17 protein-coding genes are annotated in these 22,499 nt (G+C 45.3%); 9 read left to right on the plus strand and 8 right to left on the minus strand.

Annotated elements, in window-relative coordinates; translation table 11 throughout:
- Positions 1–8: 8 nt before the first annotated feature.
- The 9 genes from AC6R00_RS14285 to AC6R00_RS14325 all read left to right on the plus strand — a co-directional run bounded on the left by AC6R00_RS14285 (position 9) and on the right by AC6R00_RS14325 (position 8,940).
- Positions 9–893 (plus strand): D-hexose-6-phosphate mutarotase, encoded by an 885-nt coding sequence (locus tag AC6R00_RS14285; protein ID WP_500640838.1) that lies wholly within the window; start codon positions 9–11, stop codon positions 891–893.
- 244 nt (positions 894–1,137) lie between these two features.
- Positions 1,138–3,174 carry a methyl-accepting chemotaxis protein gene (locus tag AC6R00_RS14290; protein WP_500640839.1) on the plus strand — a complete coding sequence of 679 codons (2,037 nt, stop codon included), beginning with the start codon at positions 1,138–1,140 and terminating at the stop codon, positions 3,172–3,174.
- 128 nt (positions 3,175–3,302) lie between these two features.
- Positions 3,303–4,130, plus strand: coding sequence for a 23S rRNA (guanine(745)-N(1))-methyltransferase (gene rlmA / locus AC6R00_RS14295; protein WP_500640840.1), 828 nt, complete (start codon positions 3,303–3,305; stop codon positions 4,128–4,130).
- 75 nt (positions 4,131–4,205) lie between these two features.
- Positions 4,206–5,147, plus strand: coding sequence for a ChaN family lipoprotein (locus tag AC6R00_RS14300; RefSeq protein ID WP_500640841.1), 942 nt, complete (start codon positions 4,206–4,208; stop codon positions 5,145–5,147).
- A gap of 176 nt (positions 5,148–5,323) precedes the next feature.
- Positions 5,324–5,680 carry a hypothetical protein gene (locus AC6R00_RS14305; protein WP_500640842.1) on the plus strand — a complete coding sequence of 119 codons (357 nt, stop codon included), beginning with the start codon at positions 5,324–5,326 and terminating at the stop codon, positions 5,678–5,680.
- A gap of 118 nt (positions 5,681–5,798) precedes the next feature.
- On the plus strand, positions 5,799–7,691 hold the full coding sequence (locus tag AC6R00_RS14310) for a BCCT family transporter (RefSeq protein ID WP_500640843.1): 1,893 nt from the start codon (positions 5,799–5,801) through the stop codon (positions 7,689–7,691).
- Between the two features lie 148 nt (positions 7,692–7,839).
- The gene (locus AC6R00_RS14315; protein ID WP_500640907.1) at positions 7,840–8,142 is read left to right on the plus strand and encodes a ribbon-helix-helix domain-containing protein; all 303 of its coding nucleotides are present in this window, start codon (positions 7,840–7,842) and stop codon (positions 8,140–8,142) included.
- An 84-nt stretch (positions 8,143–8,226) separates the two neighbouring features.
- Complete coding sequence (locus AC6R00_RS14320; RefSeq protein WP_500640844.1) at positions 8,227–8,622, plus strand: VOC family protein; 396 nt, start codon at positions 8,227–8,229, stop codon at positions 8,620–8,622.
- A gap of 24 nt (positions 8,623–8,646) precedes the next feature.
- A complete protein-coding gene (locus AC6R00_RS14325; protein WP_500640845.1) occupies positions 8,647–8,940 on the plus strand; it encodes a putative quinol monooxygenase in 294 nt (97 codons plus the stop codon).
- A 43-nt stretch (positions 8,941–8,983) separates the two neighbouring features.
- Here AC6R00_RS14325 and AC6R00_RS14330 read toward each other — a convergent pair whose 3' ends face one another.
- The 8 genes from AC6R00_RS14330 to tssH form a co-directional block, all read right to left on the minus strand.
- Positions 8,984–10,654: a mechanosensitive ion channel family protein gene (locus tag AC6R00_RS14330; RefSeq protein ID WP_500640846.1), complete on the minus strand. Its 1,671-nt coding sequence runs from the start codon at positions 10,652–10,654 to the stop codon at positions 8,984–8,986.
- A 131-nt stretch (positions 10,655–10,785) separates the two neighbouring features.
- Complete coding sequence (locus AC6R00_RS14335) at positions 10,786–11,223, minus strand: YcgN family cysteine cluster protein (RefSeq protein WP_004748671.1); 438 nt, start codon at positions 11,221–11,223, stop codon at positions 10,786–10,788.
- 124 nt (positions 11,224–11,347) lie between these two features.
- The gene (locus AC6R00_RS14340; RefSeq protein ID WP_500640847.1) at positions 11,348–12,604 is read right to left on the minus strand and encodes a type VI secretion system ImpA family N-terminal domain-containing protein; all 1,257 of its coding nucleotides are present in this window, start codon (positions 12,602–12,604) and stop codon (positions 11,348–11,350) included.
- A gap of 59 nt (positions 12,605–12,663) precedes the next feature.
- A complete protein-coding gene (gene tssM, locus AC6R00_RS14345) occupies positions 12,664–16,206 on the minus strand; it encodes a type VI secretion system membrane subunit TssM (protein WP_500640848.1) in 3,543 nt (1,180 codons plus the stop codon).
- A 15-nt stretch (positions 16,207–16,221) separates the two neighbouring features.
- Positions 16,222–17,634, minus strand: a complete 1,413-nt coding sequence (gene tssA, locus AC6R00_RS14350; RefSeq protein WP_500640849.1) for a type VI secretion system protein TssA — start codon at positions 17,632–17,634, stop codon at positions 16,222–16,224.
- A 2-nt stretch (positions 17,635–17,636) separates the two neighbouring features.
- Entirely contained in the window at positions 17,637–18,281 is a 645-nt protein-coding gene (gene vasI / locus AC6R00_RS14355) for a type VI secretion system-associated protein VasI (protein ID WP_500640850.1), read from the minus strand.
- Positions 18,278–19,873, minus strand: coding sequence for a sigma-54 interaction domain-containing protein (locus AC6R00_RS14360; RefSeq protein ID WP_500640851.1), 1,596 nt, complete (start codon positions 19,871–19,873; stop codon positions 18,278–18,280). Before AC6R00_RS14360 ends, vasI begins: the two co-directional genes overlap by 4 nt.
- A 2-nt stretch (positions 19,874–19,875) precedes the next feature.
- On the minus strand, positions 19,876–22,485 hold the full coding sequence (tssH, locus tag AC6R00_RS14365) for a type VI secretion system ATPase TssH (protein WP_500640852.1): 2,610 nt from the start codon (positions 22,483–22,485) through the stop codon (positions 19,876–19,878).
- Between the last annotated feature and the right edge of the window lie 14 nt (positions 22,486–22,499).

Genomic DNA, 22,499 nt, shown 5'->3' on the forward strand with positions numbered 1-22,499 from the left:
AACAGAACATGGACTTAACCACTCTCCCTGCCCTTACTGTTCTCTCTGATAACGTCACAATCGTAGAAATCGATCAAGTGAAAGTCGTTCGCGTAATACATGATAAAGCGACCGCTGGTATTGCCCTTCATGGTGCGCATGTCCTTTCATTTAAGCCCCAAGGTCAAGAAGACCTCATCTGGATGAGCAAGCAAGCCGTCTTTGATGGTAAAGCAGCCCTGCGTGGCGGTATTCCAGTTTGCTGGCCGTGGTTTGGTCGTATCGCTGCACCTGCTCATGGCTTTGCGCGCAATAGTGAATGGACATTACTAGAACATCGTGAGAATGAAAATGGTGTAATCATTGAGCTTGGTTTACTGCCATCCGAATCAACACTGTCAGTCTGGCCTCACCAGTTCCAAGCTCATCTACTGGTTGAGATTAGCGATGAACTTAAAGTCACCCTAGATGTCGCTAATACCGATGACCAGCCTTGGACATTCTCTGCCGCTCTACACACTTACTTAACCGTCGGTGACATCAAGCAAGCGAAAACAACGGGCATGGGTACAGAGTACATTGATAGCCTGAAAGGTGGCGATATCTGTCAAGGTGGTGATGTACTGCAACTGACTGACACCATTGACCGCGTTTACACTCAACCGTCAGAACAGATTGTCGTTGAAGATCCTGTGCTGAATCGTTCGGTAGTGGTTGAACACCAAGGCCACAATTCCGCTGTGCTGTGGAACCCGTGGGCGGAAGGTGCTCAAGGAATGGCAGATATGCAGGACGACGGTTACAAGACTTTCCTGTGTGTCGAGTCAACCCTACATGCACCTTCAATCGAACAAGGCAAAACACTGCAACCCAATGAAACTCATCAACTGATCACCAAGATTTCCACCAAGTAGATGATTTGTCGCGGGTGGCGATACCCGCGGCGTTACCATTCTGTCGAAATTTCTTCTTTCTCTACCCGGTCTTTTCGTTCTAGGCATGCAGCCTTTACATTTTCGACTCCGTTATCTTTAAAATCATTAATACGAATCAATTATAGATATTTTATAAATCGCTATAATTATTCCTGATTTTTTGCTGCTGAAAGATTCATTTTTTAATGATAACAAGAGTCTATTAAAGACAGGATAACTAGAAATGTTCGAAAAACTCAAAAATCAAAGCGTCGGTTTTCAGTTGAAACTGGTCATACTGCTTTGTTTGCTAATTTCATTCGCGGGTACAGCGACTCTCGTTTACCGCAACGCTTCCAAAGTACTGCTCGATACTACTCTGAAAGGACACCAGTCAGAAGTAGAAGCCATGGCAATGACTATCGCAGGTCAATTTGATGCCTATTTGCATACAGCTAAAGTACTCGAGTCTACCTTTAGAAATGGCTATCTCGCCGGTGTTTATGTCGAGGATTACAGCGTCGATTTTAACGGTAAGTCGATCCCCAATATTACCCAATACGGCGAGAGCTTAATTGGTGATACTAAGCTTGTAGATAGTTTTACTCGTGACACTGGAGCGGTGGCAACGATCTTTGCTCCCTTGAACGGTGATTTCATTCGCGTTGCGACTTCTTTAAAAAATCCTTCTGGGCAACGCGTTGTTGGTACTACTCTAGGTAAGAACCATCCTGGCTATAACCAATTAATGAACGGCCAGCCATACTACGCGCAAGTCAAACTGTTTGGTGAAAGCTATATCACCTACTACGCTCCGATCAAAAATGCCTCTGGACAAGTGAACGGCCTTTCTTTCATTGGGCTACCTGTCGAGCAAGCGACACAAGATCTCTATAAGTCTTTGGAGTCCATCAAATGGGGAGACACTGGATACACCATTGTGGTCGACAATCGAAAAGATAATCTTGGTAAATACTTGCTACACCCTGTCCATGACGAGAGTGCCCCGTCAATTATTGAGGTATCTGACTACAACGGCAATAAACCGTTCCACCAAATCTTTGAGCAAAAAAGTGGCTTGATTCGCTACCCTTATGAATATCAGGGCACTGTTGGGGAAAAATACCTTGTCTATACAGAGGTGCCTGGCTGGAACTGGAAATTGCTAGGCGGCACCTTCATCAAAGAGGTGACCAAGGGAAGTGACACACTGCTTAAGCTCATTATTACCATTGCCACTATTGTAGCGATCGCAACGTTCATCATCCTTACCGTTTTTCTTAATCGTAATCTAAAGCCACTGACCGTATTAAATGGCTACATGACGAGACTGGCAAAAGGAGAAGTTAGCCTTGACATCCCTTCTACTGGTAAAAAGTCAAACAACGAGATTATTAACCTCAGTAACGGGGTTGCAAATATGGCAACCCAGCTAAACACCTTAGTGGAAGAAATCCGTTCGACCAGCGATTCTGTGCAGGCTGCCTCACAAAGCGTGTCTAGCGACGCCGAGCGCAACTTAAGCCAATCTGATGTTCAACAGCAACAGGTAGAACAAGTTGCCACAGCAATCGAAGAGATGGCCTCTTCTGCACAAGCGGTTGCTCAGCAGGTGGAAGCAATTGCCGAAAATGTTCGCTTGACCAATCAAGACAGTCAATCAGGGCTCGATGTTGTTGAAACTGTCTGTATCGATGTCGCCCAACTCAACGACCAGTTAGACAACTCAGCGAAAGCGATTGAGCAGGTCAACCTTGACAGCGAAGCGATTCAAACCGTGACAAAAATGATCGATGAGATCGCCGAGCAAACCAACCTACTGGCGCTTAATGCTGCCATCGAAGCAGCACGTGCGGGCGAACAAGGCCGCGGATTTGCCGTTGTTGCTGATGAAGTACGTACTCTAGCCCATAGAACTCAAACATCAGTGAAAGACGTGGTGTCTATCATTGATAAACTTAAAGGCTCAACCAGTAATGCGGTTGATATGATGAACAAGAGCCAAGTCAATGCCAATCAAGTGTTAGACAAGGCTCAAGAAGCAGGCATAGCGCTTGAAACGATTGCGTCTCAGGTTCAGTCAATTGCAGGTCAGGCGGATACCATTGCCGCGACTTCTGAAGAGCAGGCGAATGTCTCTCAAGAGATTGCCTCTAACGCAAATTCTATCAGTGAGTTGAACCGAGAAAGTCGTGAGACAAGCGCTAAAACGACCCAAAGCGCCGATCATTTAATTAAGCAAGCTGCGTCATTGAAACAACAAGTGGACTTCTTCCACTAAGTTTCTAGCTTTTACAATCATAAGCAGCGCCGAGGCGCTGCTTTTTTGTCGAGTCAGTACTTAGCTTGCTAGTTTGGCTTTACGCTTCCTGATAAACTCCGCTTTGTTAGTTTTCACCAGAGCCCGTTATGTCTTACACCTGCCCTTTATGCCACGAAAATCTTACGCTGTCAGAGCGCACATATCGTTGTCAGAATAATCACTCCTTTGACCTAGCGAAGGAAGGGTATATCAATCTGATGCCTGTTCAGCACAAACGTTCCAAAGATCCTGGCGATAATAAAGAAATGATGCAGGCGCGTCGTCGCTTTCTAGAAAAAGATCACTATCGCCCACTCAAAGAACGTGTGGCGCAGCTATGTGCTGAGATCCTTTCTGGAACACAGCACCGACTTCTTGATATTGGCTGCGGTGAAGGTTACTACACGACAGAAGTGGCCTCCCATCTAACAAACCAATATGCGCAGTCTAAGACCTACGGATTAGATATCTCTAAAGTTGCGATTCGCTACGCCGCTAAACGCTACTCAAACTGTCACTTTTCGGTTGCTTCAAGCCATCGACTACCGTTTGAAAACGGCAGCCTAGATGCGGTACTACGTATCTACGCGCCATGCAAAGCAGAAGAACTGTCTCGCGTGGTTGCTGATTCAGGTTTTGTTGTCACTGTGACACCTGCTGGCCGCCACCTCTACCAGTTAAGAGCAGAAATCTACCCTGATGTTAGGCTTCATAGTGAAGAAGCTGAAAACATTGCCGGTTTTGAGTTAGAACAACAAGAAAAACTGTCATACATAATGCAGCTCAGTGATGGAGATGGTTACGATCTGCTCCAGATGACACCATTTGCGTGGAAAGCCTCTGACACTCTTCGTTACAAGCTAAAGTCAGCTACACTTTTTGAGTGTGAGGCTGATTTTATGATAAGCGTTTATCGAAAGAAACCGACCCAATAGATAATAATTCTCATTTTTATTGAACTCTATTCTGGCCTCCATTACTATTGCCGCACAATCTAATGGAGGCCATTTATGTTTAGGCTCATTGCCACTTCTTTAAGCTGCTTTGCTCTTACCGCTTGTTCAAGTACCACTCTTTCTCCTAAGCAACAAGCAATTAGCAGCTACTACGACTACCAGCTCTACACCCCTGAAAAACAAGTCGTTTCTATTGATTCGCTTCCAGAAGCACTGAAAACTGCCGATGTCATTCTTGTCGGTGAATGGCACACGCATGCCGGCGTACATCGATTCCAAGTCGATCTACTTAAACAATTAGTTAGTCAAGGCAGAGACGTCGCGCTTTCCATGGAGCAATTCTCACGCGATAAACAAAGCGTTGTTGATTCTTATCTAGCAAGTGAGATTGGTGAACAAGTACTGATCAAACGAGGCGCTGCTTGGCCAAACTATGAAAGTGATTACCGCCCTTTAGTTGAGTTTGCGAAAGCAAATCAGCTCGATGTCATTGCAGCGAATGCACCTAAGCCCATCGTGCGCTGCATCGGGCGGCAAGGGGTTGGCTACCTAGACAAGCTGACTTCCAGCGAACGACAGCAATTGGCTGCAACCATAGATACGTCTAACAGCGCCTATAAAGAGAAGTTCATGGCCTCTATGCACCATGGCAAGCCAGAACAAACTGAACGCCAATTTGCCGCTCAAGTGACTTGGGATGAAACCATGGCGGAAAGCATTGTTAAATACTCGGCAAGTAATCCAGGTAAGCAAGTCATCCACATCGCAGGAAAATTCCATACAGAGCAAGGATTTGGCACAAAGGCGTCGATTCTTAAGCGCAACCCGAATCTTAATGTCATCGTCATCACTCCAACAGATTCACCAGTAGAATTAGAGGGGCAAGATTACCCACTTGAAGTCTTAGCGCCACCTGTTCGCTATGTACAAATGGAAAATAGAATGGCGGCTTATAAACATCTGTCTAAGCGAAATGACACACTAGAGTGTAAATAGGCATCATTATTGCTCTTCTTACTATCACGTCCCATGAAACGAGAATGGACAGCTTGAAAGTTATAGATTAGGCACGATTTATGCTTTGTTATATTTGATTCAAATTTTAAATAATTTGCACAAGTTTTTAACTAAGCGGTCGATATATTGTCTGAGGATGATGTAAGGAGAGCATTATGACACCAGTAGGAATGGAGGCGGCAAAGCTGTCACCAACCCAGCAGGTAAAGCCTCAAGCAACGGCACCCGAATCGAATGCGGGTCAAGCCCCACTTAAGGTTGAACAAAATAAAGTCACGCTTTCAGATGAAGGAAAAGCGCTGTTGGCAGCGCTTCAAGAAATAGAAAAAGAGAGTAAAGCACCCAAGGAAGGAGATAAAACCGTTGGTGATAAAGTCGAATCGTTCGCTCACGGCGCTTTAGGTATTGACCACCCTGATAAAATTGAAGAAGAGCAAGATGGCTCATATTCGGCGGGGCAATATCTTTCCGCAGCGGCAACAGTCGGAGGCATTCTTTTAGCCATCCTTTAGTTTCTTAAAGCTTACCTCGACAATAGACGCCTTTTCTCCTCACGACAAAGGATGTCATTTGTCGTAGATAGCATACGCATTCCATAATTTTGGCTTTCAAGATTATGGATTTTACGCTGTGCGAAACACCTTTTCACTTATCGATAAGCCTACCTTTTTCGGCGCTATCGCACTGCTTGTTGCCATTGTATTCCCTTTAATTCTGTTCCCCCAACAAGGAGCAGACTGGATAGCAATTGCTAAAAGCTTTATGACCGATAAACTCGGTTTCCTCTACCTTGCTCTTGGCCTTGGGGCATTCTTCTTTATGATTTATGTCGTATTCAGCGATATGGGTCAAATCAAGCTTGGTGACCCTGATGAAAAGCCCGAGTTTGCCACTTCGTCTTGGGCGGCAATGCTATTTTGCGGGGGTATCGGCGCGAGTATTCTTTACTGGGGATGTATCGAGTGGGCCTACTATTATCAATCCCCGCCTTTTCAACTAGAGCCAGGTAGTGAAGAAGCGGTACGATGGGCAGCCACTTACGGGATTTTCCACTGGGGCCCAATAGCTTGGGCTATCTACCTCATTCCTGCACTCCCTATCGCTTACTTCTTTTATGTACGAAAACAGCCTGTGCTTAAGGTGTCTAGTGCTTTAATGCCTGTGCTAGGAGAGGAACGCACCAAAGGAGCGGCTGGCAAAATCGTCGATGTTTTGTTTATCTTCGGCCTACTAGGTGGAGCAGCAACAACATTGGGCTTAGCCGCCCCCCTTATTGGCGAAGGGTTAAACTTTCTGTTTGACATCCCGCAATCTACCTTAAGTCAGGTAGCGGTGTTGTTAGTTTGTACCGCCATTTTTGCTTACTCCTCATATGCAGGTATGGAAAAAGGCATCAAGGTACTCAGCAATATCAATTTCTGGGGCGCAATGGGGCTTTTGGCTTTTGTCCTTATCGCTGGCCCGACCATTTTCATGCTTGAGACTGGCTTAGATTCTATCGGTCGCATGTTGTCAAACTTCTTCGTGATGGCAACTTGGGCTGAACCTTTTGGTGGATACGGCAGCTTTGAAAATACTCACTTCCCACAAGATTGGACCATCTTCTACTGGTCGTGGTGGCTCGTCTTTGCACCAAGCATGGGTCTGTTTGTCGCGCGCATCTCTCGCGGTAGAACAATCAAGCAGATGGTGTCGGGTTCGATCTTCTTCGGTTCTCTGGGTTGTTTCCTTTTCTTTATGATTCTCGGTAACTATGGCCTCTCACTGCAACTCTCTGGTGAGATGGACATCGTAGGCATTCTCAATACAGAAGGTGCCACCAAGGCGATCTTCTCAATGCTCAGCGCTCTACCTATGGGCACATTAGTGATTGCCGTATTTACCATTTTGTGTGTGATCTTTACCGCCACGACTTTTGACTCCATCTCTTATATCTTGGCCTCTGTGGTCCAAAACAATGTGACCGAAGAGCCAATGCGTTGGAACCGTATGTTCTGGGCATTCACCCTATCGTTCTTGCCAACCGTATTGATGTTCCTAGGCGGTCTTAGCACATTACAAACGGCCGCTATCGTTGGCGGTTTACCTTTATTGGTGATTTCAGTGATGTTGATGATTTCAGCGGTTCGCGCCACCAGCCTAGATCTGCGCCATCAAGAGGACTACGTTGAACCGACGATTAACATTGAAGACTTACCCGAAATGGATCCTTGGTCGTCTGAAGGTATTGCTCTGGCAAGATTCGAACGCAGTCGTGACGCCGCACAAGAAGCCGCAGAATTAGAGCGTGAAGCATTCGCCGAAGTACACAAAGTGAAGAAGCGAATTCGCGCCTTTGCTCTTGAGCATGATGGTGACGAAGAGTTCGGCGATCATCATATTCCGCAAGAGCTGCAAAATGAACTGCAAGCAGCCCTAGATGCGGTAGCTAAGGCGCAAGATAAAAAACAAGAAGCCTCCGAGCAAGCACAACTTGCGCGTGGAGAGTTTAACCAAGCCGTCACGGCCGCCTCAGTTTCTTAGCCTTTGCTCAACTCTCCACGATGATAAAAGCTCACCATTGGTGAGCTTTTTTTCAACGCTCAATCTAGCTATAAACACAATCAATAATTGACGGGTGAGTAATAAAAAGACCAGAATGCTCGCTTTAAACCTAGCGTTCCCCAATGTTATGTGTGAAGTATTTTCCAATCAACCGAAAGAAAACTATCAAACTGTTGCCCGTTCAATTCGTATCGATGGTCATGCAACAAGTATCAAATTAGAGTCGAGCTTCTGGCAAATCCTTGAAGAGATGGCCACGCAGCAAGATATGACTCTGCCACGCTTTGTCAGCAATATCTATCTTGAAGCGTTAAACTACAATGGTGAGATAAATAACTTCACCTCACTGCTTAGATGTGCCTGCCTTATCTATCTACGCCAACCCAATCCAGCAATGGAAATTGTTAAGCAGCAAGCGGCTGAGCAATAAAGCAACCGACGCTGTCGTACTCTAGTACTACCAACAGCAATTTAAATCCCTTTAAGCTAGCGCAAAATAGCTAAGGGATAACTCATGCCTAAAATGATTCACAGCATGGTGAGAGTCAGCGACCTCACCCGTTCGCTCGACTTTTACCGTGCCGTACTGCAACTGGAAATCAAAGACCAATTCGTTTTTGACAGCTTTACGCTGATCTACCTTGCCAATCCAGACACTGAGTTTGAACTAGAACTGACCTATAACCACGCTCAAACGCAAGCCTACACACATGGCACTGGCTATGGGCATCTTGCAGTTAGCGTCGATGATATTGAATCGAGTCATGCGCAACTACTCTCCCAAGGTATTGAGGCGTCAGATATCAAAGCAATCAGCCATCAAGACACCCCGCTCGCGCGCTTCTTTTTTATTACCGATCCGGATGGATACAAGATCGAGTTTCTTCAACGTCAAGGAAGATACCTTTAACACAACAAAAACAGAGCAAACATAATGATCAATTTAACCGCAAAATTTCACGCAACAGCTGGACAGGAAGCAAGCTTAGAGAAGCTCCTCGTAGCTATGATAGCGCCAACACGCAGCGAACCTGGCTGTATCAAATACACACTTCTACGCGACAAGGCAAACCCAAGCGTGTTCCTTTTCCAAGAGCAGTTTGCCAGCCAAGCTGATTTCGATTTTCACTGTGAGCAACCTTATTTCAAGCAGTTGCTTGAGGACTTAACCGGACTACTTACCACAGAACCTGAGATCCATTTCTACAGCGAGCTATCAACAAGCTAAAAAAAAGAGCGCCACGATTGGCGCTCTTAACTAATCTTTTAGATTATTGCTCTGAAGATTCTTTAACCATATGCAGATGAACGTCTTGTTGAGGGAATGGAATCGAGATGCCTTCACGATCAAATCTAAGTTTTACCTCTTTAGTCACATCCCAGTACACATCCCAGTAGTCGTCTGTTTTGACCCAAGGGCGAACAATAAAGTCCACAGAAGAAGTGTTTAGTGTATGGACACGAATATTAGGCTCAGGAGTGCGCAGTACCGCTGGGTGCGTGGTGACTATTTCATTAAGAATGCTTTCCGCCTTTAGCAAATCGTCGCTATAGCCAATGCCAAACACCATATCAACACGTCTTACGCGTTCATGGGTCACATTCTTAATCACATCTCCCCATATCTTACCGTTAGGAATAATAATGATCTGGTTATCGAAGGTCTTGATCGTGGTGTTCACTAAGCTCATATGGCTAACTTTACCGTCTACACCACCAGCGAAGACAAAGTCACCAACATCAAAAGGCTTGTATATCAATAACATCATACCGGCGGCAAAGTTAGATAAGGTATCTTGCAGCGCAAAACCAATAATCACACCTGCGATACCAAAACCCGTCAAAACAGGGGCAAGGTTCAAGCCTATCTGCGACAAGCCAACTAAAATACCGATGACCCATACAATATTGCCCGACATGCCAATAAAAAAGTCTTGCATCAATTGGGACAATTTAAGGTTCTTTGACACCACTGTTTTGCTGGTAATTTTTCGCACCAGCTTAGCTATCAAGCTGGTCGAGAAGATAATCAGGACAAATATAAATAGGTGAAAAACATGCTGAGGGGCGTTATTTGCTACCCAATCCCAAAGTTTGTCAGACCAATGCGAAATGACAGAGAGGATGACTCTGCCCTCAAGCAGGTCTTGAGTGATACTTCCCGTCACCTCAAAGATTAGGCGCTTGTACTCTGCTGTATCTAGCCCTACTTGATCCGCGATAGAAATCAAAGAATTGAGGCTATCAACCGTAATGTTCATACGCTGCTGAACAATCAGTTGGCCTAGCTGTAAAGTAGCAAGTTCCGATTCTGGGCTTACGGCTAACTGACGTCCAATAACGCTGATTTGTTGGTTAAAGTATTCTACCGATGCGGACGTCAAGCGCAGTCGCTTGTTTAATGAATCTTTAAACTGAGCTTGAGCAATCGACTCGTCCTGACCAAGCTTGTTTAACCACTCAATGTTTTCCCAAGCAGATTCCATAACATTATCGAAGTAATGTTGTAGTTCTTGGAAGTCATTCAATAAGGCTAGCTTCTCTTCACTTTGTGCTGAGTCAATTTCAGCATTCAAAAGCTTAATCTTTTCTTCGAGATAGGACATGGCACCATTAACATAGGTCTGCTGCATCTTAATGTGCGCAACAAGCTTGTCTGTTGGAATAGTTCCTTTTCTTACCGCCGCTTGAAGTGCCGCTCTTAAGCTTTCATTTTTTTGGAAAAGCTTAAGCTGAAGGGCATCTTTTTCCCCACCCGTTGCGGTTTCGATCGAATCGACTAACTCGGTAAACTCACTCGTGATATTTGCAATTTCTCTTTCCTGCTTAGAAAGCTGATCGCCCTCTTGCGAAGCGTATGCGCCAGTGCCAAAAAGAAAGCCAAGAGAGATAACTAGCCCCACCGCAAATGCTCGTAGGGTTTTACAAGACATTAAGTCCATGATGACCTCAAAAGAATGAATACAAGTCTTTGTTTATTATATTGATGCTCTTAATTGTACACCACAAAATGCATATTGAGTGTTAACTAGGCGCAAATACAAAAACAGCCGCCAATGGCGACTGTTTGAATCTAAGCTCGATTTGGGTGATTGAGGATGTGGTCTTCCCAATCCACAACATCAATTTCGTATACCACTTTGTTACGAACACTCTCACCAGCGGCATGCATGGCTGACTTTGAGCCTGTAATGAGTGGGTGCCACTCTGGCAGAGGCTGCTTTTCCGCAAGCAAGCGGTAAGCACAGGTGTGCGGTAGCCAAGTGAAGTCATCGATATCATCACGAGTTAACTTGGTGCACTCCTCACCTGAGGTAAAACGATTTGGGTAATCCTTACACGAGCATGTTTTGCTATTTAGCCAACTACATGCAACGTTGGTGTAATAGATCTCGTCGCTGTCCTCATCCATCAGTTTATGAAGACAACATTTACCACAACCGTCACAAAGCGATTCCCATTCGTCTTCGGTCATCTCTTCGAGAGCTTTTTGCTGCCAAAACTGCGTCATGTGGTAACCTCAAGTGTTCAATTATCAGTGTGGAAAAGGAAAGCCGAATTTATATAGATCCTTTATCCAAAGTGCAAGTGATTCTACAAGGGGTTCCCCGATTAAAATAAGCTCAACACAGTCCTTACTCTTCAAGCATCTGATTTAACTGAGCAACTTTCCAGCTCAAATTGTTAAGGCGTCTTTTTAGCTCTTCAAATTCTTCATGTGCTTGTTGGTACTGCTTCTTCTCAATCAAGTTTTCTACGTAACCAACACGACCATAAATAGGCGACAAACTAACTGCAAATTCCTCTAACGATTTGGTTTCATTGGCGACCTGAGTCCAACGGCGCTTTTTAGCAAGCAGCGCAATATTCGCCATCTTAGTTCGAATTTCACCAAACCGAGCAACAAACTCATCGGCCTGTTCAAGCGCCAATTGTTGGTCTTGATGTAACGTCTGACCAATTTGAATGACTTGGTCATCCCCCTGATAAAGCTTCTGCAATACGTTTAACTGTTCAATAGCCTTTAAATAAGGTTGTTCAATCGACACATGCGTTTTTGCCTCAATCGATGATTGATACATAGGAACCAGTTCAGATTGAATAGAAGCTAGCTTGGAAGGCTTGGTATGCTCTACATAATTGTTGAGGTTGCTAGCTGTCAGCACTGGCACCTCTATTGACTGCTTGAATTGATACTGATTGAGTACGCTCGGATTATAGTAAAGCCACAAGCTTGTCAGACTCACGATAGCAGTCGAGACACACACCGCAGCCAAGCTCCAACGGTAGCGCTTAACTGTCACTCTGTTTTCACTTTCACGTTGCTTTTCTTGACGTTTTATCGCGGTGTGATAGCGAGTTTCAATTTGATCAATATGTTCAAACAAAACAAACCCAACCCCTTCAAAATCTACGTCAACTTCTGGTTGTTGAAGCGTTATCCAGTGGTGGATTCTTTCACATATCCTTTCACTTCGATAAAGGTCGCGTAGCTGCTCCTGAGAAGGTTTCATCTTCTTTAGTTCAGGAATTGCCTTGCTATTAAGCCAATCCAAAACCTCTTTACGCATTTTCGCCGACTTAGAGTCAGGCTTAGCTAACAAACTCAAACTGTGCATTATGAGCTCTAGGCCATTGGCATAACCGGGTAAACCCTCAATTTTAAGTTTGGCAATAGTGAGATAGCTGCTCATGAGTAAATCAACGCCCGGCCCTTTAGCAAGCAACTCGCATGCATCGTATACCTCTTGCCAGTTGGTGCCTCCAGACAAGGGGTTGAAACGACTGTTAATTTCGTCTCTGACTTTTTGGTAGCTTTCTAGGTGTCTGATTGAGTCAGAATCAGACGTAATATGGTAGATAACTTGGTCAAGCAAAACTGAATTGGGCATAGATACTTCGTCCCGATTAAAGGAGCGAGTCACCTCGCTCCTTTGATTGTTATAATGTTTTAATAAAGAGTCTTAGAGAGTTTGAACGATTTAAACAGGCGTTCAGTGAATGGGTTAGCATCTGATTCTGCGTTGATGCGATAGATCATGTCACCACCATCCACGGCAAATCGGTAATCAACCGACGTCTTACTTGCCGACATGACGTTGCCTTCTTCTAACAAACGGAAGAATGCCCAAGGCCCTTTGATATTGATGCTTCTAGGCGACAAGTTAGACTTAGTCGGCACTAAGGTCACCTTAGACACCGCAGAGTCACGCAACGTATTTGGCCAAATCAACTCCACACCTTCACGAGGACCATGACTGTATGTGAGGTACTGGCCGTCAACATTCAAAACACTTCGACGCTTATTACCACTTAACTGAAGCGGTTCAACCGAGAAATTGACGTCCAAAATCCCTTTGCGATTGAAGAATGCCTGACGAATTCTTTGTGCTTGTTCGATCTGCGCCAAGACCTCTGGGCGAATGATCGATTGAGCAGTATCGTATTCATCAACCGCAATGTTTTCTTCAATAAACACCTTCAACTGGTTGTTGTAGAAGTTATCTAGCGTCCCTTTTGGCGCAAAGAAGGACTCAAAATCTTCCAGTGCAACATCTTTCTTCGATTGCGTGTTAAACGGATAACGACTCGCCAACTTAGTGTAGTAAGGTTTATAAACATCCTCATACCAACGAACTTCTAGGTGTTTAATCGCCTCTTGCTTCACCACATACCAGCTCTCATCCGCAAGCTTAGCGACCATGCTATCGAGTGGCCTTGGTAAACCAGAAGAAATTCGTTTCAGCGTATAGATTGGGTCAGCACTGACTAACTTGACCCGAGCCTTGGTCGCATCAAGCGCTGCCATTCCCACATCCGGCGATTCTTGAATCGCTTTTAAGTATGTTTTCAACTCATCGACAGATGCGAGCACTTCATTTATGTAAGCCGGTTGGTCTCCCACTGGCTTCAACATTAAGTTCAGTTCCGCAAACGGAGATTGAATGCTTGAAGCCACTTTATACTTAGCGCTCTTTAGTAGTTCTTCACCTGCGTCACTATCAGGGTCTAGACCTGCGATGACCTGAGTATTGTTCTCTAGCGTTCTGAGTAAGCGCTGCATCGGCTCAACGTTACCGGTTAGGTTCTCTAACACCATGACCGCATCGTTAATATCACCGAAATACTTCATATCGATATCATTCAATGCCGCTCTCCACGTATTCACATAGTCGGCGACATACAAATTACGGATCTTTTCACGCAGTACTTGTTTATCTGCTTCGCTAAACTGCGCCGTTTTCGACTGACCTAATACCCAACTATCAATCAGGGCTAGCTCAGAGACTGACTCTGAACGTGGCATAAAGTAGCTTTCAAAACCTTCTTTGGTCAGCATCTGTGGAATATACAAACTGCTGTTCGCGACTCGCTCTTCAAAGACGATATCAAAGATAGGACCGACAAGATTACGAATGCTAATCGCAGGACCAAGTACCGTTTGTGCATTCAACTTAAGGTTTCGATAAACACGTTGATCGTTAGGCATAGTACTTAGCTCAGCTTGGACACTCGCAATCGTACGATCGTAAGGTTTCATCACTCGCTCTGCGAACTCATCACCTTGCTCTCTTGCACCAGCAAGATCCGTGTGGCGCATGGCATAATCTAAGTGATCTAATAACTCACCTTGCACCTGTTTTTGACCCGCAAACGCGCTCTGCCAGTACTTGCCAAAATAATCCAATACATAGTCTTTGTAGCGACCGCTCTTATCAACCATCATTCGGTAGACACGCAGAACGGCGAGTTTCTCTTCTTCATTGTCCGCCTGCTCAAGAGCAACAACAACATCAGCCATCAGCAGAGGCAAGAATCGATTCTCTAGCAAATTCAGATACGTATCTTCAACCATAGGGCCGATCGTATGCCCCTGATAAAGACCAAAATCGGAGATGTAACGAGGCTTTTCGCGGAAGAAACCAAATTCCAACGTCGCCTGTCGAATCTTATTTAACGGCTCAAGAATATCTTTCTGAGAAGCCAAAGAAAGGTTAGACGGGTACTGGGCTTTATACTCATTCACTTTGGTCAAGACGGCATCTGATTGGTTGACATTGGCCAAGTAGTAACGGTGCCAAGTACCGACTAACAGCACAGTGACCACCATACAAGCCGTGAATGAGAGCCCCATTAAACGGCGTTTATGTTTGGCAACACGGAAGTTGTCCGAAGCCAACCCTGCTTCCGGATAGATGATGTTACTAAACAGTTGTTGAGTAAAATAAACCGTCGAGTTTTTAGCATTTTGCGCTTTATTTACCGCGTGTGATAAACCGTATCGGCGTGATGCAGAATCACCAAATGCGTTGCTTGGCACCCCTTGCTGATAAACCGACGTAAAATAAGCACCACGGACCAATGCAGAAGTAGAGAATTGATCACTCGATAAAGCGTCTTGGAAAAACTCTTTAAGGATATCTTGTAAGCCAGACATCTGACGCGTAAAGCTATAGATAGCATCACGTTCTTCTTGTTCTAGCGGCTCAGCGACGGCATGCGGGAAAAGCTCGTTGATCTTTGATACAAACTGCCCGTAGTCTTTCGAAAACTCTTCTAACCAATGATCTAAATTATCAACCGATTCCAACGAGAAAGTGAAACCCAACACCTCATCGCGCTGTGACTTTGAGTAATGTTTGAAGAAAGGTTCAAATCCATACAGTAAATCAAGCTTGGTCAAAGTAATATAGACTGGCAATCGAGTTGCTAGTGTTTCCATCAGCTCACGAATACGCGCGCGCAGAAGGTTCGCGTAAGCTTTACGCTCAGATGCAGTTGATGTGGCTAGGTGAGAAACATCAAGCGCGAGAACAATACCGTTTAAAGGTCTCCGGCTGCGTGTTTTTTCTAACCAGTTAACGAAGTTTAGCCATAAACGGCGTTCTAGTTCACCATCATTGTCTTCATTGCGATTTCCCTGAGTAAGCAGTTCGCCATCAGGATCGATCAATACTGACTCGTCACCAATCCACCAATCAAAAGAGTACGGGTTCTCGCTCTTCTGCCCAGACGCACGCATAACGGACGAAAGGGCAAAGTTCTGGCCCGAGCGATTGATCAAACTCGTTTTGCCCGCATTCTCAAGACCAAGTACCAAATACCAAGGCAAGGAATAGAGGTAATTGCGTGTATTGAGACTTTGCTTCATCTCTTGCATCACATCATTAAGCTCAGCTTCCTGACGCTCTTCATATACCGTGATTGGGTCGAGTTTTAGCTGCTCTTCACGCTTTTGCTGACTTTTGAAACCTTGCAGCTTGCGCCACTGCCAAATTCCCCACCCAGATAAGGAAAGCAAGACAAATAGTGCACTCGCCATACCACGAGCCATCAGCGTTTCAAGCGGCTTGGTGCCTCTAAATTCTAGCCAAGGACCCACCCACCAGATGGCAACGTTGAGTAGTATAAATAGAGTGAACAGCAAAATAGGAAGGGCAGCTGCTATACCCGGCTTCAATTTCTTAACAATCCCAATGATACTTTTCCACATGGATAGTCCCTTTGCTTAATCTGACGCTGTATTTCGTTCTAGTTGTTCTATTAAAGACGGCTCCCAATCGGTGACGCTCGTCTGCATAATTTCTTGTTTCAATGTTTGATACTGTTCTTTGGCCATGGCATCCAAGTGATTGTGTTGCAGAAGATCTGCGCTTAACAAACGCCAGTAAAAACGGTCGCGAGGCTCAGTCGCCGCGACAAGCCCGTCATTGAGCATCGACATCGCAACCGCAATCCCGCCCTCTTTAGCAAGACTGAAGGCTTCTTCACGTTGTTCCTGCCAACTCCCTGAAACATTGCCACCTGAAGAAGTCATCTCACTACTACCTAACCAATCACGCACTGAGTCCGTCAAAAATGGTGCGCCATCTTTAAACTTGAGCTCAGAGACACTTGGAAAGCGTTCGACAAATGATTGAGTTTCTTCACGAATAGCCTGACACCAGCTCTCTTGACCGAGCGCTTTAGCAATATCGTGACTCATTAACTGACCATCAAACCAATACGGCGCAATCGTCAAACTCTGTTCGACCTTTCTCCATAATGCGAGATCGGGTTGCTTCAACTGATCTTGATACTCTTTCACTCGCTCCGTTTGCATGCCGCGAAGCAAGGTTTTGCCGTGTGTGTCATGGTCAGGCAAGGCTGTGATAGCGCCCCATAGAGCGTGCCGACGAACTCGAATTGCCAAAGCGCTTCCCGACTCTTGTTCAGACAGATACTCAGCCACTTTCAACAAGGTTTGTTTCGCCGCTTTATCACTTGAGTTATCAACGGATAGAGCAGGTGCAGTGGCTGCAGGCGTTTGTGATGAAGCAGAATGAGACGAAACAGCCTGTGCCGTGCTTTGTTGCTGCTTCTCTCGCTCTTGAGCTCGTTTGAGCTGATTGACTATCGTCAGCGCAACAGACTCAGCGACGTCAGAAGAGAGTTCATTGGCTTCTATCGTTTTCTGCCAACATTCCACGGCTTGCTGGAGCTCTTCTCTGTCTTGGCTGTCTAGACTGGCAAAGTCAAATTTATCAACGGCCATTGAGAATCGCTGACACATTTGGCTGAAGAATTTTCTGCGCGGTAAGTTGCCTCTTTTGCCTGGCGCTGGAAAGCAATCATTCCAGTAGTGCTCTATGAAGTCGCTCATCACTCCAAATGAGGTAATAAAGCGGCTAGGCGTTAGTTGGTTATGCAAACACTGAAGTAAATACACCAGCAGTTTGATGTCTTTACTCTTCTCATTTAGAAGGGTAATTGCGCTGTGCTCTACTTCTTGCCATTGAACACTGGCATGAGAAAGAGAGCCCACCTTCATCATTTGGTCTTCAACAAAGTCAAACAAAGGCTCATCTAGTAGCCTTTCGCCCACTGGAGATTCGCTACTAATCGGTCTAACTATGCTTGTTCGGTATTGGGTCAATTCCATCGCTACCACCCACACCTTGAACGTAATGGTTTTAAAGCTTGGCTTAACCCTGTGGTATCGAATTGCAATCCATCAACTACCGGTGAGTTTGAGCGCAAAGTCAGTCTTGATTCCCTAGCCATCACCTTCATCATCGATATCGCAGGAACTCCTCGTGCCGAAGAGAACAACACACCAATATCATCACTTCTCCAGCTTTGATTAGGACCACCAGCCACAGAGACTCTAATTCGAGCATCTTCCATCGCTTGAGGAAGCGCCAGTTCGATACGACTAATTTTGTTGATACAACTCATCATCAGAACAGGGGAAGGTACTCCATCAGAATGCTTAGCCGTTACAGTGACCCAAGCATCCCCTTCTTTCTCGGTACCTTTCTCAACAACATTCAAAGGCCCATTCCCTTTCGAGCTATCAAACGCGGTATGCCAGGCGGGCGGTCTATCATCAGACTTAACCGCAAGATTCGACACTGTTGGCGTTTGGAATGCCTCGTCAAAACAGCTCAAGCGTTCTAACCGCTCTGATATAGAGGTGCATTGCTGCGCTTTTTCTAGCAGCATAGTAGTCGTTGTATCCGCAGCACTAACTCCTGTTGCAAACACACTGGCGGTAAACACCAAAGCAAGCGAGTTCAGCATCTTCATACAGCTTTGATCTCCAGCTTTTGGCATTTATAAGCAAGCGTTCGCTTGGGAATACCCAAGCTTTTTGCAGCCTTGCCTCTATCACCAGAGAACTGATTTAAACGCTCGCGAATGATACTTTCCTCGTAGTCATTCATGGCTTGTTTCAAATCGTTGATAGCTGAGAAATCACCTTGTTGTGCTGGGTATGGGTTATCAGTAATAAATGTCGATTGAGAAAGTGCTTGAGTCATGGCTGGCTGCTCCGCACTTTGTAACTCAAAGTTGAGGCAGGCAATACGATTGGCAAAGCTTCCTTCACTGACTTCTAACTCATCGCGACATTGAGCACAGCCAAATTCAATTAAGTGCTTTAGCTCACGCACATTGCCAGGGAAAGTGTATTGTTTTAAGCAATCTAACGCTCGATAGTGCAAACCACGAATCTGCGTACCATGTTGTAAGTTGAACTCTTTGACAAAGTGCTGGCTTAAAAGATCAATATCCTCAAGACGCTCAGATAGTTTGGGTAACGTCAACGGATACTGGAACAAGCGGTAGTATAGATCTTGCCTAAACTGTTTATTTCTCACCTGAGCAAGCAGGTTAACGTGGGTTGCAGAAACAAGGCGAAAGTCTGAACTGAGCTCCTCTTTACCACCGATAGGTCTGAACTGTTTTGTCTCGAGAACACGGAGTAACTTCGCCTGAAGAGACAGCGGCATATCACCGATTTCATCCAAGAACAGTGTTCCACCATCTGCCTGTGCAATTAAGCCTTTTCTATCCGACTCAGCCCCAGAGAACGCCCCTTTGGAATACCCAAACAGTTCACTTTCGAGCAAGTTTTCTGGAATCGCCGCACAGTTGATCGCCACTAAAGGCTCTGAATTGCGGCTCGATAGCTGGTGAATAGCTTGAGCGACTAACTCTTTACCTGTCCCCGTATCACCTTGCACCATAACGGATAACTGAGATTCAGCTGCACTGACTATCTGCTGACGTAACCTCTGCATCACTGGGCTCTGACCAATCAGGGACTGAGAAAGTTGATCGGCTTGATCTCTTTGCTTGGTATCTCGCTGCATGTCATTTAATGACTCAGTAAGCACTTGAATATCTCGTTGCTCACGCTCCATTTCTTCAAGCAAATTCCACTGCTTAGTAAATACATCAATAAATTTGATGCCATCTGCATTGTTAAACGCTTTAGAAATGGCTCCCTCATCACCCAACATAAACAACACGAGCTGAACCTGATTGGAACGCAGTGGTAAAGGTTGAATGCAGACACTTTCAAACATACCAACATTTGACACTAATTCAGCAAATGCTCGATCGGATTGCCAAAATAAAAGTTCATCGGCAGTGAGCGACATACTCTTCGCGCTTTGGAGTACATGCGCAAATGGATTGTTTAAGTCATTCACTGCCCAAGACGCGTCGATTTGACCTTCATGAGGTACCAATCGACGACCATCTGATGTCGGCATTAGAATCAAGCATTGTGATAGACTGAGTTCATCACTAAGAATCACTGCAAACTTCGCCGTAAGCTCATGTTTGGTTTTGATTCCGATTAGGTCAGTCACTCGTTCTAGCCAATTAGACATAGCTACTCTACCTCTCCGATAAACTCACCGTCTTGAGCTGCTAAATAAATCCGTGTGATTGGTTGCTGCTCAGAAAGCTTATTCAATAGGGCCAGTGATATTGGCGGAAGCAGTTGGCCTTCGATAATTGCCTCGAGCATACGAGCGCCATTTTCAGAACGCGTTGCTCTCGACAGGATTTCATCGATCAACGAGTCTTCAATAACCACTTCAGCGTCGTAACGTTCTCTAAACAGTTTCTCTAGACGAGTCAGTTTGCCACGCACAATTTGCTCTAGAACTTCTGGGTTGAGTGGCATGTAAGGAATCACTTCCATACGAGCAAGCAATGCAGGTTTGAAGAAGGCTGCTAGCTCAGGATAAAGCGCATCATCGAGTTCATCTAACTTCTCTTCATGATCAACAATCGTCTGGAAGCCTAAGTTTGAGGTAAGGAAAAATACAATGTTTTGACAATCAATTAAGCGACCTTCGCCGTCGGCAAGCTCGCCCTTATCAAACGCTTGATAGAAAAGATTGAGTACTTCTGGATGCGCTTTCTCAACTTCATCAAGCAGGACAACAGAATATGGCATCTTGCGGATTGCTTCGGTCAGTACACCACCTTCACCATATCCAACATAACCCGGAGGAGAGCCGATCAAGCGTGATACAGTATGCTTTTCTTGGTACTCTGACATATTAATCGTCGTCAGGAACTGCTTACCTCCGTAAAGGTTTTGAGCAAGCTGAACAACGGTTTCGGTTTTACCAACCCCACTAGGCCCAACAAGTAAGAATGCCCCCTTCGGACGACCTGGTCGACGCAAATCAGCTCGAGCAGTCAGAAGATGTTTATGAACGCGTTTAATCGCCACATCTTGCCCTTTAATGGCTTCACCAAGAATCGAAGTAAGGTGAGTGATCTTGTGTAGCTCGTCACTGTTCATCTGGTCGACAGGCACACCCGTCCAGTCAGCGATCACCTCAGCCACCTGCTGGGCGTCAACTTGAGGGTGGATCAAACGTTCATCATGTGGAATCGCTTCTAACTCTTCATACTTAGTACGAATTTGAGCTAGAGTTTCACTGCGTTGCTCTTCAGTAAGCGGCTCTTCACCGTTGACTTCATTGAGTGAAGCTCTAAGTTCAATAATCTCTTCAACTAATTGCTTTTGTTGCTGCCACTGCTCGGTTAAACGTTCACGTTCTTGCCCGTCAGCGACTTCTTCTGTTTTGAGTTCATCAAGTCTTTGTTGATTAACATCTTTGCCCAATAGCTGAGCACGCTCGAGCATATCAATTTCAAGTTGGCGTTGATGACACGCAGTTTCAATAAATGCCAAACGTTTTGGCGGTGCCGTTAGGTTAATAGCAATCCGTGCGCAAGCCGTATCAAGAACATCAATCGCTTTATCCGGTAACTGTCTACCTGAGATATAACGTACAGAAAGTTCAGCTGCTGCTTTTAGCGCGTCATCGGTAATAAGAACATCATGAGTTTTCTCGTATACCGAGTTCAGCCCACGCAGAATGTCCACCGCTTGCTCTACACTTGGTTCGTCAAGCTTAACCAGTTGGAATCGACGCGTTAACGCTGGGTCTTTTTCGAAATACTTTTTGTACTCTTTCCATGTGGTAGCAGCAATGGTCGATAGCTCACCACGAGCCAAAGCAGGCTTAAGCAAGTTAGCCGCATCACCACCACCTTCTTGGTTTCCGGCACCGATCAAGGTATGAGCTTCATCGATAAATAAGATGATTGGCTTTGGAGAGTGCTTAATGGCATCAATTACCCCTTTTAAGCGCTTTTCAAATTCACCTTTCACTGACGCGCCTGCTTGCAGTAGCCCCAAGTCTAGAGAATAGAGCTCAACACCTTGAAGCTGCATAGGCACTGTGCCTGCTACGACACGAAGTGCTAGTCCTTCGATCATGGCACTTTTACCAACACCTGCATCACCGACCACAATAGGGTTGTTTTTACGACGACGGCAGAGGATATCAATCATCAAATTGATTTCACTTTCACGGCAGAGAACAGGGTCTAACTCGTCCTGACGCGCTTGCTCGGTCACATTTGTACAGTACTTTGCTAAAACAGAGGTATCTGCATTGGCGTTTGTCGGTAAAGCACCCTTGGTTTGTTCAACCACTTGGGTTTCTGAAGATTCTGACAAAATCACATCGAAGTGCTTTTTCAAACTTTCTCGGTTAATCACATCCAATAGACGAACCAGCTTCTGCTCCATGTAGCGATCCGCGCGAGTTAAAGCGGCAAGCAGAATCGCACCAGAGCGAAGTTCCGTTTGATTCAGTTCTGTCGTCGACAGCAACCAAGCTTCTTGAAGAAGTTCAACAAGTAATGGAGAAAACGCAGGGTAGCTATCTAAAGACTGATCACGCACAAAGCTACTGGATATGGCTTGCTTAACATCGTCCATCGCCAGTTCAGACTGCTTAAAAATGACTCGAATATCTGAAAGAGGGTTGTCTAAAAGAACCTCAAGGTAATGTTCAAACGTAATTTCACTGTGCTGGCGCTCCATACACACGGTCGCAGCTTGTTCTAGTGCAAGCTTACTTTGTTCATTTAGTTTTGAGATTAGTGTCGGTAGTTCAATACGTATCACGGCAATCACCTAGC

Source organism: Vibrio sp. R10-SF1-ISO8 (genome assembly GCF_059833805.1).

What these genes read in the sequence shown, in the direction of transcription:
- AC6R00_RS14340 (WP_500640847.1), bottom strand. Translation starts at nt 12,604, where the DNA reads ATGCCCAATTCAGTTTTGCTTGACCAAGTTATCTACCATATTACGTCT.
- tssA (WP_500640849.1), bottom strand. Translation starts at nt 17,634, where the DNA reads ATGGAATTGACCCAATACCGAACAAGCATAGTTAGACCGATTAGTAGC.
- AC6R00_RS14305 (WP_500640842.1), top strand. Translation starts at nt 5,324, where the DNA reads ATGACACCAGTAGGAATGGAGGCGGCAAAGCTGTCACCAACCCAGCAG.
- AC6R00_RS14335 (WP_004748671.1), bottom strand. Translation starts at nt 11,223, where the DNA reads ATGACGCAGTTTTGGCAGCAAAAAGCTCTCGAAGAGATGACCGAAGAC.
- AC6R00_RS14300 (WP_500640841.1), top strand. Translation starts at nt 4,206, where the DNA reads ATGTTTAGGCTCATTGCCACTTCTTTAAGCTGCTTTGCTCTTACCGCT.
- tssM (WP_500640848.1), bottom strand. Translation starts at nt 16,206, where the DNA reads ATGTGGAAAAGTATCATTGGGATTGTTAAGAAATTGAAGCCGGGTATA.
- AC6R00_RS14315 (WP_500640907.1), top strand. Translation starts at nt 7,840, where the DNA reads ATGTGTGAAGTATTTTCCAATCAACCGAAAGAAAACTATCAAACTGTT.
- AC6R00_RS14290 (WP_500640839.1), top strand. Translation starts at nt 1,138, where the DNA reads ATGTTCGAAAAACTCAAAAATCAAAGCGTCGGTTTTCAGTTGAAACTG.
- rlmA (WP_500640840.1), top strand. Translation starts at nt 3,303, where the DNA reads ATGTCTTACACCTGCCCTTTATGCCACGAAAATCTTACGCTGTCAGAG.
- AC6R00_RS14360 (WP_500640851.1), bottom strand. Translation starts at nt 19,873, where the DNA reads ATGTCTAATTGGCTAGAACGAGTGACTGACCTAATCGGAATCAAAACC.
- AC6R00_RS14285 (WP_500640838.1), top strand. Translation starts at nt 9, where the DNA reads ATGGACTTAACCACTCTCCCTGCCCTTACTGTTCTCTCTGATAACGTC.
- AC6R00_RS14325 (WP_500640845.1), top strand. Translation starts at nt 8,647, where the DNA reads ATGATCAATTTAACCGCAAAATTTCACGCAACAGCTGGACAGGAAGCA.
- AC6R00_RS14320 (WP_500640844.1), top strand. Translation starts at nt 8,227, where the DNA reads ATGCCTAAAATGATTCACAGCATGGTGAGAGTCAGCGACCTCACCCGT.
- vasI (WP_500640850.1), bottom strand. Translation starts at nt 18,281, where the DNA reads ATGAAGATGCTGAACTCGCTTGCTTTGGTGTTTACCGCCAGTGTGTTT.
- AC6R00_RS14330 (WP_500640846.1), bottom strand. Translation starts at nt 10,654, where the DNA reads ATGGACTTAATGTCTTGTAAAACCCTACGAGCATTTGCGGTGGGGCTA.